This is a genomic window from Sphingomonas sp. RIT328 (genome assembly GCF_000632225.1).
Taxonomy (GTDB): domain Bacteria; phylum Pseudomonadota; class Alphaproteobacteria; order Sphingomonadales; family Sphingomonadaceae; genus Sphingomonas; species Sphingomonas kyungheensis.
The window spans coordinates 1-11,729 of sequence record NZ_JFYV01000018.1 but is presented as its reverse complement, the minus strand read 5'-3'; the positions used below and the strand labels follow the sequence as shown (position 1 = coordinate 11,729).

At 72.8% G+C, this 11,729-nt stretch carries 14 protein-coding genes; 5 read left to right on the top strand and 9 right to left on the bottom strand.

Annotation, left to right across the window (positions count from 1 at the left end; all coding sequences use genetic code 11):
• Nucleotides 1-110 precede the first annotated feature (110 nt).
• Nucleotides 111-350, top strand: a complete 240-nt coding sequence (locus BW41_RS09540) for a hypothetical protein (RefSeq protein ID WP_037533950.1) — start codon at nt 111-113, stop codon at nt 348-350.
• Between the two features lie 13 nt (nt 351-363).
• On the opposite strand, the gene BW41_RS09535 is transcribed toward BW41_RS09540, so the two are convergent.
• Nucleotides 364-789, bottom strand: coding sequence for a hypothetical protein (locus BW41_RS09535; RefSeq protein ID WP_037533949.1), 426 nt, complete (start codon nt 787-789; stop codon nt 364-366).
• 94 nt (nt 790-883) lie between these two features.
• On the opposite strand from BW41_RS09535, the gene BW41_RS09530 reads away from it, so the two are divergent.
• The 3 genes from BW41_RS09530 (at nt 884) to BW41_RS09520 (ending at nt 2,556) form a co-directional block, all read left to right on the top strand.
• Nucleotides 884-1,234 carry a hypothetical protein gene (locus BW41_RS09530; RefSeq protein ID WP_037533948.1) on the top strand — a complete coding sequence of 117 codons (351 nt, stop codon included), beginning with the start codon at nt 884-886 and terminating at the stop codon, nt 1,232-1,234.
• Nucleotides 1,235-1,260: 26 nt separating this feature from the next.
• The gene (locus BW41_RS09525; protein WP_051583407.1) at nt 1,261-1,767 is read left to right on the top strand and encodes an RES family NAD+ phosphorylase; all 507 of its coding nucleotides are present in this window, start codon (nt 1,261-1,263) and stop codon (nt 1,765-1,767) included.
• Between the two features lie 63 nt (nt 1,768-1,830).
• Nucleotides 1,831-2,556, top strand: coding sequence for a Crp/Fnr family transcriptional regulator (locus BW41_RS09520; protein ID WP_037533946.1), 726 nt, complete (start codon nt 1,831-1,833; stop codon nt 2,554-2,556).
• Nucleotides 2,557-2,646: 90 nt separating this feature from the next.
• On the opposite strand, the gene BW41_RS09515 is transcribed toward BW41_RS09520, so the two are convergent.
• The 7 genes from BW41_RS09515 to BW41_RS09490 all read right to left on the bottom strand — a co-directional run bounded on the left by BW41_RS09515 (nt 2,647) and on the right by BW41_RS09490 (nt 9,776).
• The gene (locus BW41_RS09515) at nt 2,647-3,540 is read right to left on the bottom strand and encodes a glycosyltransferase family 2 protein (RefSeq protein WP_037533945.1); all 894 of its coding nucleotides are present in this window, start codon (nt 3,538-3,540) and stop codon (nt 2,647-2,649) included.
• A complete protein-coding gene (locus BW41_RS09510) occupies nt 3,537-4,448 on the bottom strand; it encodes a polysaccharide pyruvyl transferase family protein (RefSeq protein WP_037533943.1) in 912 nt (303 codons plus the stop codon). Before BW41_RS09510 ends, BW41_RS09515 begins: the two co-directional genes overlap by 4 nt.
• Nucleotides 4,445-5,518 carry a glycosyltransferase gene (locus tag BW41_RS09505; RefSeq protein ID WP_037533941.1) on the bottom strand — a complete coding sequence of 358 codons (1,074 nt, stop codon included), beginning with the start codon at nt 5,516-5,518 and terminating at the stop codon, nt 4,445-4,447. Before BW41_RS09505 ends, BW41_RS09510 begins: the two co-directional genes overlap by 4 nt.
• The gene (locus tag BW41_RS09500; protein ID WP_037533939.1) at nt 5,515-6,444 is read right to left on the bottom strand and encodes a glycosyltransferase family 2 protein; all 930 of its coding nucleotides are present in this window, start codon (nt 6,442-6,444) and stop codon (nt 5,515-5,517) included. Before BW41_RS09500 ends, BW41_RS09505 begins: the two co-directional genes overlap by 4 nt.
• 256 nt (nt 6,445-6,700) lie before the next feature.
• Nucleotides 6,701-6,886 (bottom strand): hypothetical protein, encoded by a 186-nt coding sequence (locus tag BW41_RS21805; protein ID WP_235199714.1) that lies wholly within the window; start codon nt 6,884-6,886, stop codon nt 6,701-6,703.
• 191 nt (nt 6,887-7,077) lie between these two features.
• Nucleotides 7,078-7,758: a hypothetical protein gene (locus BW41_RS21795; protein ID WP_235199713.1), complete on the bottom strand. Its 681-nt coding sequence runs from the start codon at nt 7,756-7,758 to the stop codon at nt 7,078-7,080.
• A complete protein-coding gene (locus BW41_RS09490; RefSeq protein WP_037533937.1) occupies nt 7,755-9,776 on the bottom strand; it encodes an HAD family hydrolase in 2,022 nt (673 codons plus the stop codon). The genes BW41_RS21795 and BW41_RS09490 overlap by 4 nt, the downstream gene beginning before the upstream one ends.
• 185 nt (nt 9,777-9,961) lie before the next feature.
• Here BW41_RS09490 and BW41_RS09485 point away from each other — a divergent pair, with 185 nt between their 5' ends.
• Entirely contained in the window at nt 9,962-10,456 is a 495-nt protein-coding gene (locus tag BW41_RS09485; RefSeq protein WP_235199712.1) for a hypothetical protein, read from the top strand.
• Nucleotides 10,457-10,762: 306 nt separating this feature from the next.
• On the opposite strand, the gene BW41_RS09480 is transcribed toward BW41_RS09485, so the two are convergent.
• Nucleotides 10,763-11,719: a site-specific integrase gene (locus BW41_RS09480; protein WP_081793021.1), complete on the bottom strand. Its 957-nt coding sequence runs from the start codon at nt 11,717-11,719 to the stop codon at nt 10,763-10,765.
• Nucleotides 11,720-11,729: the final 10 nt, after the last annotated feature.

The window sequence follows — 11,729 nt, the reverse complement described above, 5'->3', positions numbered from 1 at the left end:
CGCATCGTCAACGCGCGCCTGCGACAGATGGCGACAATTTGGTCAGGAACGATGTCATGTCGCCTGCGTAATCTCCGGATCGGCCCAGTCACGGGTCCGGAGAGACAGGCATGACCACCCCCCGTATCCTTCCCCGCATCCTCGGTGCCGTCGGCCTGTTCGCCGCGACGCTCGGCCTTGCCGGCACCGCCGATGCGCAGCGCCACGACCGCGACCGCGACCATGGCCGCTATGAGCGCGATCATCGCGGCCCGCATTACGGCCGGCACGACCGCGGCCGTCACTTCGGCCGGCACGACCGCTGCCGCACGGTGATCCGTCACCACCGCCGCGTCCGCGTCTGCCGCTGACGCAACGGCGATGTCAGGCCGGGCGGCGCAGCGCGCTGCGCAGCCCGGCCGGCAGCTGCGCGGGCGGGCAATAGCGATACAGCGTCGCCGGCCCGCGCGTCGCCAGCGTGAAGCGGCGCGCGTCGAGCACCGTCACGACCTGCCGCTCGGCGACGCGCGGGGCGGGGCCGGCGCCGGCGTCGATGCACGACTGGCGGACGGTATAGCGCCGCCCGGCGCGGGCAAGCACGCGCGCGACGCACGCCCGGCTGTGCGCGCCGCTGAGGCCTTGCCCGTCATATTGGCGGATCACCGCATTGGCGGGATCGGCGCAGCCCGAACCGTGCGAGACGTAGATGCCCGGGATGAGCGGGTAGACGCCGCCCGGCCGTGGCGCGGCGCCTTGCGCGCCAACGCCGGTCAGAAGGAGGGCGAGCAGCGCGGCAGCGGAACGGATCATCCGTCGACAACGCACATGGCCGCGCCCGGTGCCTGCCGCGTCGGACTTGCCGCCGAGCGATAACGGGTGCATATAATGGGCAGGGAGTGCATCTATGCTTGCCGCCTTTCTCGATGACATCCGCGACGCTGATCTGATCGCACCGCGTCGGCTCGCCGGGCGGCTGCGGCTGCCGCTGACGCAGCTCGCCAAGCTGGCGCGGGTCAACCGCAACACGATGACCGCGCGTCCCGAAAGCCCGGCGGTCCAGGCCAAGCTTGGCGAGATTGCGCGGATCATCGCGCGCGCCGCGGAACTCTCCGGCGACGAGGGCAAGGCGATCATCTGGTTCCGCCACCAGCCGATCGCCGGCTTCGGCAAAACCGCCGAGCAGCTGGTCGAGGCGGGCGAGGCGGCGGCGGTGCTGTGGACGCTCGAGTCGATGGATCAGGGCGTCTATGCCTGAACATGGCGCGGCGCGCCGAGCGGACGATGACTGACCTTGTCCCGCTCGCCGGACGTTTCTGGCGGATGCTCGGCGTGCGCTGGCAGCGGCGGCCGTTCGACAGCGGCGCACATCTGACCGGCGGCCGCTGGAACCCGCCAGGAATGGCAGCACTCTACCTGTCTGCCGATCATGCCACCGCGATCGCTGAGATGCATCAGGATCTGGTCAGGCCGGGGACGTTGGTCGCCTTCGACATCCGCGCGGACGCGATCGCGGATCTGCGCGGCGGCGATCCGGCGGTGCTCGGCTGTGCCTGGCGGCGGCTGTTCCAGCTCGACCATTGCGTCCCACCGACCTGGACGCTGGCCGAGACGCTGCGCGATGCCGGCGCCGACGGCGCGCTGGTGCCGTCGGTGCAGCAGGCCGGTGGCAGCAATCTGGTGCTGTGGCGCTGGCACGACGCGCGCACGGCCGGTCCGGGTGCGGCGCTGACGCTGCTCGATCCCGAGGCGGTGTTGACCGACGATGCGTCCGACGCCGCTAAAAGTTGAACCATTTTGAACTCTTATCCCTATGGTACGCTTCGACCGTCCATTGGGTAGGAATGTCAGGGATTGTATCCGCTCCACCGTTACCGTGCACTTGCCGACCTGACCCGTGACGAGGAGGCGGCGCTCGTCACGTTGGGCGATGCGCCGGTCACCCGCCCGCCCGGCCATATGATCCGGCCGGAAGGCGCGCCGGTGTCGGGCTTCTACCTCCATATCCGCGGCTGGATCACCTCGTCGATCATGCTGCGCAACGGCGCGCGGCTGATCCAGAAGGTGCATCTGCCCGGCGACATGCTCGGCACGCCGAGCATGGTGCTGCCGCATGCGGCCGATACGCTGACCATGGTGACCGAGGCGACCGTCGCCTTCGTGCCGTTCACACGGCTCGGCGCGCTCTACACCCGCCTGCCGCGGCTCGCCGCGCTGGTTACCTTCGCCGCCCAGGCCGAGCGGGTGTCGCTGATGGACACGCTGGCGGTGACCGGCCGCGCCTCCGCGCGCGAGCAGCTCGCGCGGCTGCTGCTCGACCTGCATGCGCGGCTGCTGCCGCTCGGCCTGGTGGTCGACGACGGCTTCGACCTGCCGCTGACCCAGGAGGCGATCGGCGATCTCGCCGGGCTGACCGCGGTCCACGTCAACCGCAAGCTGCGCGACTTCCGCGAGGAGGGGCTGATCGCGCGCGACGGCACGACGATCCGCCTGCTCGACCTGCCGCGGCTGCGCGCGCTCTCCCCGATCCTGCCGCGCGCGCTCCGCTTCGACGCCGCGTGGCTGCCGCCGGCGATCTAGAGGGTTCACGCGGAGGCGCGGAGGCGCGGAGAAGGTGCGTGAGCGGGTATGGTGCCCGTCATCGGCTCTAAGGGCGCTGGTGCCATGCCCTTATGCCCGCAGGGCGTGGCGCCAGTAGAAGAGGAAGCCGCGCAGTTTGTGGCGCAGGCGGAAGGCGTAGAAGGCGCGGATGCCGACGTGGGTGGTCACCGGGTCGGCGAGGTCGCGCCACAGGTCGGCGATATCGCGCAGCAGCGCGCGCGCGATCCACGCATCGCGCCAGTGCTTGGCGTAGAGTGCGCCGTCGCCGAAGCCATAGCCGGCAAGCAGCCGCGTCTCCTCGTCGCGGTGGCGGCGGCCGTGGTGGTGGTCGACGGTGAAGCGATGGTCGTAATGCAAGCCGACGCCGCAGCGCATCGCACGGAACAGGAAGTCGGTGTCCTCCGCCGCGACGAACGGCGCGCCGGCACCGAAGCGTTCGTCGAACCGGCCGACGCGGCGCGGCACGTCGGCGGTGAAGGCGAGATTGGCGCCCATCACGAAGCCGCCGGGGAAGCGGCCGGCGACCGCGGTCATCGGGTGATCCTCGAGCTTGACCGTCACCGGCAGGTCGGCGGGATCGCCGAGCAGGATGCGCCCGCCGACGATCGCCGGCGCCGGCACCGCGGCGAAGGCGGCGAGCAGCGCGGCGAAATAATCGGCGTGGAGCAGGCAGTCGTCGTCGGTCATCGCGACGATCCGGCCGCTCGCCCGCGCCAGCGCATGGTTGCGCGCCCGCGCGAGGCCGGGCCGCGTCTCGCGCAGGCGATGGACGGGGAAATGCGGCTGCCAGCCGGCGATCACCGCCGCGGTCGCGTCGGCCGAGCCGTTGTCGACCAGGATCACCTCGATCGACACCTCGGGCGCGGCATCGGCGGCGCGCGTGATCGAGGCGAGCGTCGCGGCGAGGCTGGCGCAGCGGTCGCGGGTGCAGACCAGCAGGCTGACGTCGGGCGCTTCGCTCATCCGGCAGCGAGCCGCGCGACCGCGGCGACCGCCTCCGCCATCGTCGCGGCGGCGGCGTTCGGCGTGGCGGCGGGCCAGGTCGCGCGATAGGCGGCTATCTTGCCGTAATCATTGTCGAGCACGACGTGCGGCAGCGCGAGCAGATCGGCGAGGATCGCGCCATGCAGCCGGTCGGTGACCAGCACCGCACCCTGCGCGATCAACGCCAGCCCGCGCGCGACGCGGTGGCGCGCCTGCGCAGCGCGCGCGGCGATGTCGTCGCCGGCGGGCAGGTCGGGCGCATCGTCGAGCCAGTCGACGACGCGCGCGCCCGCGGGCGGCGGCGCGCCGTGATCGCGGCGCTCGTCGTCGCTGCGCAACAGCATCAGCAGCGGCGCCTCCTCCGGGCCACGCGGCTGCGCGCCCAAGGCGATCGCGGAATCGGGGACGAGCCGCACCGGCGCGGCGAGCCGGTCGGCGGCGAAGGCGAGGCTGGTCGCGTCGCGGACGTAGAGCGTGAAATCGGGATGAGCGTCGGCGAGCGCGACGAAGCGCGCCGCCTCGCCCGGATCGCGGAAATGGATCGACTGCGGCAATTGCACCACCGGCCGGTCGCGCACCCGCGCCAGCACCGTCTCGCGGAAGCGCTGGTGATGCGGCCAGATATCGCCGAGATTGCCGCCGCCATGGAGGAAGACGACCTCCGCCTCCGCCGCGGCGAGCGCGTCGATGTCAAGATCATGCCATGTCGACACGTAGACGGGTCGACGTCCGGTGATCGCCTCGAGCAAGGCGCATTCGCCGAGCCAGATCGCGCTGTCGCCGACATTGGCGTGATCGGGAAAGTCGAGCAGCGCATAGCGCGTGCCGGCGCCGACATGCGTGCGATAGGCGGCGTCGAGCACCGCCAGCGTCGCGGGCGGGCTCATGCGGCGAGCGCGGCGTGGTCGGCGATCGCCGCGCGGTACAGCGCCTCGCAGCGTTCGAGCCAGCGGTCGCGGCCGAACATCCGCACGGCGCGGTCGCGCGCCACCGGCCGCGGAATGGCGAGCGCCTGCCGTATCGCCGCGGCGAGCGCGGCGGCGTCGCCGACCGGGGCGAAGGCGCCCGCCTCGCCGATCACCTCGCGCGCGGCGCCCTGGTCGAAGGCGGCGACCGGCAGGCCGCAGGCCATCGCCTCGGCGGCGACCAGCCCGAACGGCTCGTCCCAGCATGGCGTGAACAGGAACAAAGCGGCGCGGCCGAGCTCGGCGGCGAGCGCCTCGCCGGGCAGATGACCGCGATATCGGATCGTCTCGCCGAGCAGCGGCGCGACCTCGGCGGCGTGATAGTCGGGATCCTCGATCGGGCCGAACAGGTCGAGCGGGATGCCGGCGCGGCGCGCCGCCTCGGCGGCGAAATGCGGCCCCTTGTTGGGGGTGATCCGCCCGCACCAGATGGCGCGGCCGTCGCCCGTCGCGCGATACGGCCAGGCATCGGTATCGATGCCGTTGTGCAGCACCGACGCCTGCGCCGGCGCACCCTCCGGCCACCAGGCGGCGAGCTGCATCGCCGAGGTGACGGTGAGCCGATGCCCCGGCGTCGCGCTGGCGCGGACGAACCAGTGCAGCGCATCGTATGGCGGCACGTGCAGCGAGGTGACGGTCGGCGTCACCGCGGTGCGCCGCGGCTCGATCGCGAACCGGTGCAGGCTGTTGTTGTGGACGACGTCATAGCCGCCGGCGGCGATCCGGTCGCAGGCGGCGGCATAGGCGGCGTCGAGATGCGCGATCAGCGGCGCCGAGCCGCGATGCTCCGCCCAGGGGAAGGTGCGCTCGTAATGTTCGGCGACGACCGGATCGATGCGGAAGCGCGGATCGCTGTCGCCCGAGGCGAACAGCGTCACGTCATGGCCGCGCGCCTGCAGCCCCGCGGCGAGCTGCCAGCCATGCGCCTCCATCCCGCCGGCGAACGGCGGGGCGATGCGCTGGCGGACATGGGCGAGGATCGCGATCCTCATGCCGCGGCGAGGCTGTCCGGCGCGGGGTGGGACCCGCGTTCCTCGAGCGTGCGGATCACGCTCGCCGTATTGGCATAGGGCTGGTGGCTCTGCTGGCCGGTCAGCGCATAATCCTCCGGCCCCGGGCGGCGCAGGATGCGCACCGACCGGCCGGCGGTATCGTCGACCAGCCCCATCAGCCGGAAGGCGTGTAGCCAATGGCCCATCGTCCGATAGCCCCATTTGCTCTCGAACAGCTCCGCGTTGCGCACGACGCTGTCGAGGTGATGGACCGGCGGCATATGGTGCGGGTGATATTGGTGATATGCGCGCCCGCCCTTGATCCAGGCGATGGGGACGCCGGCCTGGTCGAGCGTCTTGCCGAAATCGGTGTCCTCGCCGCCATAGCCGACATAGCGTTCGTCGAACCCGCCGACGCGGAGGAAGGTGGCGCGCCGCATCGCGAAGTTGAGCGACCAGAAGCAGCGATAGTCGTTGCACGCCTCGACCCCCGCCGGCGGCGGGCCGCGCCGGTCGGAATGGCGCACCGCCAGCGCGTCGAACCGCTCCATCGACAGATCGGCGTCGGTCGCCCCGCCGGGCAGGTACATCACCTCGCCCATCAGCAGCGCATCGTGCGTCGCGAGGAAGCCGGCATAATCGGCGACCAGATCGGGGGTCGGGATGCAATCCATGTCGAGGAAGACGAGATCGTCGCCAATCGCCGCGCGCGCCGCGGCATTGCGCGCCGCGGCGAGCGGCAGCGCGTCGGCGACGACGTGCATCTGGCGGATCGGAAAGGGCGCGTCGGGCAGGTCATAGGCCTCGGCCTGCATCACCGCGACGATCAGCTCGACCGGCGGCAGGCTCTGCTGCGCGAGGCCGTGGACGAGGTTGACGAGATGCGCGGGCCGCCCCTTGGCGAGCGTGACGACGGATACGGTCATAGCGGAGTCCAGGCGAGAGGAAGAGAGGGCGTCAACGCAGCGCGGCGCCGACGGGGGCAGAATGGCGATAGCGCGGGGGAGGCGGGGTGCGACAGAGCGCTGCCAAAGCCGATGCACCGCCCCGGCGCAGGCCGGGGCCCAGTTGGGAGACCTTCGGACTGCCTCACCGCGCGCCACCCGGCTGGACCCCGGCCTGCGCCGGGGTGGTGCATGCGGGGGGCGGGCGGCTGACGCGCATGGCGCCGCGACTTAGCGCTCATGCCGCGTCGGCCACGGGCGCATCGCGCCACAGGCGGTCGCTCAGCGCCTCCAGCCAGCGCGCCGCGTCGGCGGCGGGGTCGGCGGCGATCATCGCGCGCTGCGCGGCGGGGCGGTGATCGCGCCGCGTCGCCGCGAGCGCGGCGCGCCAGCCGTCCGCCGACGAGGGCAGATGCGGCCGCACGCTCGCCACGCCGGCGGCGGCGAGCGCCTCGGCCTTGCGATGCTGTTCGTCGAAATAGCGCCATTCGGGGATCGCCAGCCACGGCCGCGCCGCGGCGAGGATCTGCTGGCAGGTGGTATTGCCGGTCGAGGCGATGACGAGGTCGGCGGCGGCGATATGATCGGCGGCATCCTCGACCCAGCCGCGGTGCGTCAGATTGGCGGGTTCGGTCGCATGCCCCCCAGCGGCGCGGCGGCGAACCCGCCGCCCCCGCCGCCCGCCACCACCAGGATCATCTCCTCGTCCGTGCCGATCCCCAGGCGCGCGCGCGCCGCGTCGCGATCGCTGACGCGGGTGTCGACGCCGAGCCCGCCGGCGAAACAGGTCTTGGCGCGCATCGTCGCATCCCAGTCGGGCTGGGCGAGATCGGCGTGGAACGGCGCGAGCAGCCCCGCCGCGCCGTCATAGGCGGCGCGATGGCCGGGATCGCCGCGGTCGCCATGCTGGAGCACCTTGACGTGCGGCACCGAACAGATGCGGGCGAGCTGCGCGACCTCCGCCGAGACGTCGCAGATCATCAGCGCCGGATCGGCGGTGTCGAACCAGCCGCTCAGCGTCGCCATCGCGCGGCGGATGCCCGGCCAGCCAAGCGGCGCGCAATGCAGCGTGTCGGGCGTCGCCACCCAGTCCATCGTCCCCGCCTCGTCGCCGCTCGGCTCGAACAACGACGGCAGGCGGACGATCGCGACACGATCGGGCAGCGGCGGGAAGATGTCGTCGCGCGCGCAGAACAGCGTCAGCGGCCGCGTCGGCGGCAGCGCCTGCGCGATCGCCGCGCAGCGTTCGGCATGGCCGCGTCCCTGATGATGGACGAAATAGCCGAACGGCCTCATGCCGCCAGCGCCGGCGCAGGCGCCGCCACCGGCGTCGCGACCAGCCCGAGCCGGTCCAATCCCTCGACGATGCCGCCGGCATGATGCGCGGCGGCGCGGTACAGGCCGGGCCGCGGCGGCAAGCCGGCGAGCTCGTCCCCGGCATTGCCGACGACGATGGCCTGACCGCAGGCGGCGAGCATGTCGGCATCGTTGCCGCTGTCGCCCGCGGCGATACACTGGCCGAGCGACCAGCCGTGGCGCGCGGCATAAGCCGCGATCGCCGCGGCCTTGCCCCCCGCCGGCGCGAGCACGTCGATCAGCCGGCCGTGCGAGAAGATCACCCGCGCCTGCAATCCCGCCTGCCCCAGCGCGGTGCGGATGCGCGCGGCATCCCCCGCGTCGCCGAAGAAGCTCACTTTGTGCGGCCCGGCGGTCTCCGCCGGCTGCGGCGTCAGCGCGAGCGGCGTCAGCGTCCGCACCACCGCGGCGCGATCCCAGCCGGCATCGAGCGCGCGCGCATAATCGGCGCAGGCGCGCCAGCCGCCCGCGCCATCGGCGAGCAGCAGCCGCGTGCCGACATCGACGATATAGGCATCGGGCGCGGGCAGCCGCCAGGCGGCGAGGATCGCCTGCGCCGCGGCATGACCGCGCCCGGTCGCGACGACGAAGCCGAGCGGCGAGGCGGCGCGCCACGCGGCAAAGGCCGCCGCGCCGTCCGCGCAGCCGGTCAGCGTATGGTCGATGTCGCAGGCGAGCAGCCGCGGCGCCGAAATGGCGCGGTAGAGCGCGACGCTCTCCGCCGCATAACGCGTCCAGCAATAGGCGCCGACATGCGCCCGCGCCGCCTGCGCATGGCGGGCGTGGCGGACCGGATCGCACAGCAGGTCGCGGCAGGCGGCGGCGATCGCGGCGTCGTCGCGCGGGTCGATCAGCACGCCGTGGCGCAGCCGCGCGACGATCTCGGCAGGGCCACCGTTGCGCGTCGCCACCACCGGCACGCCGGCCGCGGCGGCCTCTATCACGGTCAGGCCGAACGGCTCGTGCAGCGCCGGATTGACGAACACCCCGCCGTCGGCGGCACGCGCGTAGAGCGCGGCGACGTCGGCGGCATCGTGGCGCGGCGGCAGCGCGATCCGCCCGGCGAGCGCCGGATCGGCGGCGAGCCGGTGGAGCTCGGCGAGCACCGCCGCCTCCTCGCCCTGCGCATGATCGTGCCGCCCGGCGAGGATGACGAGATTGGCCGCCGCACGCAGCTCGGCGTCGCCGGCATAGGCGCGGACCAGGGCGGCGAGGTTCTTCTTGGCGACCGGCCGCGCCACCGCGAACAGGATCGGCCGGTCGGGCCGGTCGAGCCAGTCGCCGAGCCGGTCGGCGAGCGTCGGCTGGCCGGGACGATCGGCCTCGTGGCGCGGCACGCCGGGCGGCAGGCAGTGGATCCGCCCGGCGACCGCGACGTCATAGCCGCCGATCTGCCGCTCCGCCTCGTCGCGGGTCGAGACGATGATCGCCGCGGCCTCGGCGATCGCGCGCCGCTCGGCGTCGATCCGCGCGGCGAGGCCGTCCCCGCCCAGCCCGGCGGCGCGCTTGTCGATGCCGAGCGCGTGCGGCGTATAGACGAAGGGGATGCCGAAGCGCGCCTGCGCGACGCGCGCTACCGCGGCGGCATCGGCGAAATGCGCATGGATGACATCGGGCAGCCGCGGCAGCGCGGCGAGATGCGCGCAGAACGCCTGGATGAAGGCGGGCAATTCGGCGTCGAGCGCCTCTTTCTCGAGATAGGCGGGGGTGGCGGTGGCGATCCGGTCGATCGTCAGACCGGGGGCGACGCTCTCGCTGGCGACGGCATGGCACGGATCGAGCCGCGCGTCGCGGAACCGGCGGGTGACGATCGACACCGCGTCGACCGCCTCGGCCTCAGCCTGGGCACGCGCCGCCTCGAGCACATAAGCGATATGGCCGCCGGTGTCGGCGGTGATCCCGTAGGCGACGGGCGGCGCTTTGAGACAGCCGCCAAGGGCCAGATGCAGGATGAACAATGGACCCCCAAGTTATTGTTCCGGCGAAACGTTTCTTAACGCAAATTGGTTTCGCCGCGGGGCACGCACGCTCTGCTCCGGATCGGGACGGGACCGGAACGTCTGCGCACGGCAGCACCGGCCGGGGCCGGGGGCTTGCGCGCGATTCGCGGCGCGCGGCGCGGGGGCTTGGCACGCGACTCGCGATGACTCATAGAATCGCGATGCCGATCCGCGCCGAGAACCGCTGGCTCTACCCGATCGACTGGCCGCAGCTGTCGCAGGCGATCCGCTTCGGCCGCGCCGCGGCGCGCTGCGAACGCTGCCGCCGCCCGCATCGCCGCCATGTCGCGCATCTCGGCGACGGCCGCTGGTGGGACGGCGCGGCGCAGCGCTGGCGCGACGGCGACGGTCGCTGCGTCGGGCTGCGCGGCGCCGCGCCGCTCGCCGCGGTGCGCACCACCTATGTCGTGCTCGCCTGCGCGCACCTCGACCATGATCCCGGCAACAACCGCCCCGCCAATCTCGCCGCGCTGTGCCAGCGCTGCCACATGCTTCACGATGCCGCCGAGCATCGCTGGCAACGCTGGTGGAATGGCTTTCGCCGGCGCGCGATCCGCGACCTGTTCGAGGACCCGCGGCTTACCCGTCGGCGGCTGGCAGTGCCTGTCGACATGTCGATACGTCGACGTGTCGGATAGCCAGGAAGGTCAGCGCGGTTCGTCGGGCGTCGCGTCATTCGGGGTTCGCGCGGAGGCGCGGAGGCGCGGAGGAATCACGCGCGGGTCAGCGTGGCCATGTCCCCGCCACGGCCTGAACGGATCGCGACGGACATGGTGCACGCGACACCTTCCGCGCCTCCGCGTGATCAAATCGGCAAGAGCGGGATCATACCCGGCAGCGTCGCACTTTTCGGCTGACGATTTGCTCGCTGCCGCGGACACCGGTGCGCCCCTCTGCGTCCTTTGCGCCTCTGCGCGAACCCTTCAGCCGACGCGGGATACGGCTTACAGGAAGCGCGCACCGGCATGGTCGCGGAACAGCTCGGCGTCGCGGACATAGTCGGAGAGGACCTGCACCGATTTATGGCGGCTGACCTCCTGCAGCTTGAAGATCGTCGCGCCCTGCGCCGCGCCTTCGGTGATGAAGCCGGCGCGCAGCGAATGACCGCCGAACAGCGCCGGATCATAGCCCGCCGCGGCGGCATGGGATTGCACCAGCCGCGCGATCGCCCGGTCCGACATCGGCTGGTCGGTGAGCGCGTCCTTGCGCGTCAGCCGGCGGAACAGCGGCCCGTCGCGATGCCCGGCCGCCGCCATCCAGCCGAGCAGCAGCGCCTTGGGCCGGATCCGCGCGCCTTCCGGGATCGCGATCACCGCGCCCGCGCCGGTGCGATCGGTCTTCGACCGCGCGATCGTCAGCCGCAGCCCTTCGGGCACCAGCGCGACATGATCGAGCGCGAGCGCGACGATCTCCGACCGGCGCAGCGCCGCGGCCATGCCGATCGCCAGGATCGCGCGATCCCGCCGCGCGCGCAGCCCGTCGCCCTCGACCGCGGCGAGCATCGCCTGCAGCACCGCGGCATCGGCGGGCCGCTTGCGCCGCTTCGCCCCGCCATGTTCCGCGCGGATCCCGGCGAGCACCTCGGCGAGCCGCCCGGCATCGGGCTGCGCGGTCGGCGCCGGATAGCCGTGCGCACGATGATGATGGCCGATCGCCGCGACGCGCCGGCCGATCGTCGCCGGATTGATCCCGCCGACCGCCTGATCGCTGACGAACACCGCGACGACATCCGGCGTCGCCGGCAGCGCGATCAGGCCATGCGCCTCGCACCAGGCGGTGAAGATCGCCCAGTCGCTGTCATAGGCCCGCCGCGTCGCGGTGGCGCGCGCGGCGCGGGCATAGGCGGCGGCCTGCTCGATCTTGGCGTTGAGGATCGCGGGGAGCGGCGGCTGGTGGGGGATGGGTGCTGCG